We start from the raw sequence: 1,752 nt of genomic DNA on the forward strand, positions 1-1,752 counted from the left end.
GCGGGCGGCCGCCGCCCCGCCCCCCCCCCCCCCCCCCCCCCCCCCCCCCCCCGGCTCCACATAGGCCGTCGCACATCCACGCATCGCCGCACATCCACACGCCGCAGCACAAACCACCCCGAAAAGTTGCATCTGACAACATCCCCACCAGCCCTCGGCCGCGCCGGTTAAACTCAAACCATGCGCCCCGATTCCATCCTCACCCTGTCCTGCCCGGATCGCACCGGGATCGTCTACCGTGTCTCCGGCCTGCTGTTCGAGCAGGGCTGCAACATCCTCGATGCCCAGCAGTTCGGCGACGATGAAAGCGGCCGTTTCTTCCTGCGCGTGCACTTCGACCGCGACGCGGCCCAGCCGATCGAGACCATCCAGGCCCGCATGGCCGGGCTGGCCGCTGACTTCGGCATGGACTGGCAACTGCACGATGCGCGCCGCAAGGCGCGCCTGCTGGTGCTGGTCAGCAAGCAGGGCCACTGCCTGAACGACCTGCTGTTCCGTGCGCATAGCCGCCAGCTGCAGGTGGACATCGCCGCCGTGGCCTCCAACCATGAGGACTTCGGTCCGCTGGCCACTTCCTACGGCATTCCGTTCCACCACCTGCCGGTGAACGCGGACAACCGTGCCGTGCAGGAACAGCAGATCATCGATCTGGTCGAGCGCGAGAACATCGACCTGGTGGTGCTGGCCCGCTACATGCAGATCCTCTCACCGCGCCTGTGTGAAGCACTGGCCGGCCGCGCGATCAACATCCATCACAGCTTCCTGCCCAGCTTCAAGGGTGCGCAGCCGTATCACCAAGCGCACGCACGCGGGGTCAAGATCATCGGGGCGACCGCGCACTACGTTACGTCTGACCTGGACGAAGGTCCGATCATCGAGCAGGACGTCGCCCGGGTCGATCACGCCATGACCCCACGCGATCTGGTCCGCCTCGGCAGCGATACCGAATCGCAGGTGCTGGCGCGCGCCGTACGCCGTCACGTCGAGCATCGCATCATCCTCAACGGACACCGCACCGTCGTGTTCCGGTAATGTCCGGCACGACCATTCCATTGCGGATCTGACGTGCTTCACCAGTACTGGGCTGAATTCCTCACCCTCGCCGTTGTTCACCTGCTGGCCGTCATCGCCCCCGGCCCTGACTTCGCGGTCGCTGTCCGGCAGACGGTGCGCTTCGGCCGCAGGACCGGCATCTACACCGCGCTGGGCATCGGCGCAGGCATGTCGGTACATGTCATCTACACCTTGATCGGTGTCGCCGCACTGCTGAATTCCACACCGTGGCTGATGAAGGCGGCCCGATGGATCGGGGCCGCGTACATCCTTTATCTGGGCGTCCGGTTCCTGCTGAGCAAACCGGCGACCGACAGTGGCGCGGTGGAGGTCGGTGGTTCGGTGGCCGCAACGCAGGCGCCGGGCCGGTCGTTCGCGATCGGCTTCATGACCAACGCGACCAATCCCAAGGCGACGCTGTTCTTTCTGGCGGCATTCACCACGCTGGTGAGCGCGCAGACGCCGCTGGCCGTGCAGGCGCTCTATGGGCTGTGGATGTGTCTGGTCAATGCGGTGTGGTTCGTGCTGGTCAGCGTGGCGCTGTCAGCGGCGGCGGTGCGGCAGCGATTCCTGCGCGTCAGCCATTGGTTCGAGCGGCTGATGGGGGTGTTGCTGATTGGGTTTGCGATACGCCTGGTTCTGTTCTGGTAGCGCCGGCCGTTGGCCGGCCCACGTGTTGATTCCGACGTTCATGAGGGC

The 1,752-nt window shown here is 65.8% G+C and carries 2 protein-coding genes; both read left to right on the top strand.

Features of this window, described 5'->3' with window-relative positions; translation table 11 throughout:
• Nucleotides 1-180: 180 nt before the first annotated feature.
• The gene (purU, locus tag QMX83_RS21350) at nt 181-1,032 is read left to right on the top strand and encodes a formyltetrahydrofolate deformylase (RefSeq protein ID WP_282298626.1); all 852 of its coding nucleotides are present in this window, start codon (nt 181-183) and stop codon (nt 1,030-1,032) included.
• 33 nt (nt 1,033-1,065) lie between these two features.
• On the top strand, nt 1,066-1,704 hold the full coding sequence (locus QMX83_RS21355) for a LysE family transporter (protein ID WP_282298627.1): 639 nt from the start codon (nt 1,066-1,068) through the stop codon (nt 1,702-1,704).
• Nucleotides 1,705-1,752: the final 48 nt, after the last annotated feature.

The sequence above is a fragment of the Stenotrophomonas sp. PS02289 genome (genome assembly GCF_029960115.1).
Classification (GTDB): domain Bacteria; phylum Pseudomonadota; class Gammaproteobacteria; order Xanthomonadales; family Xanthomonadaceae; genus Stenotrophomonas.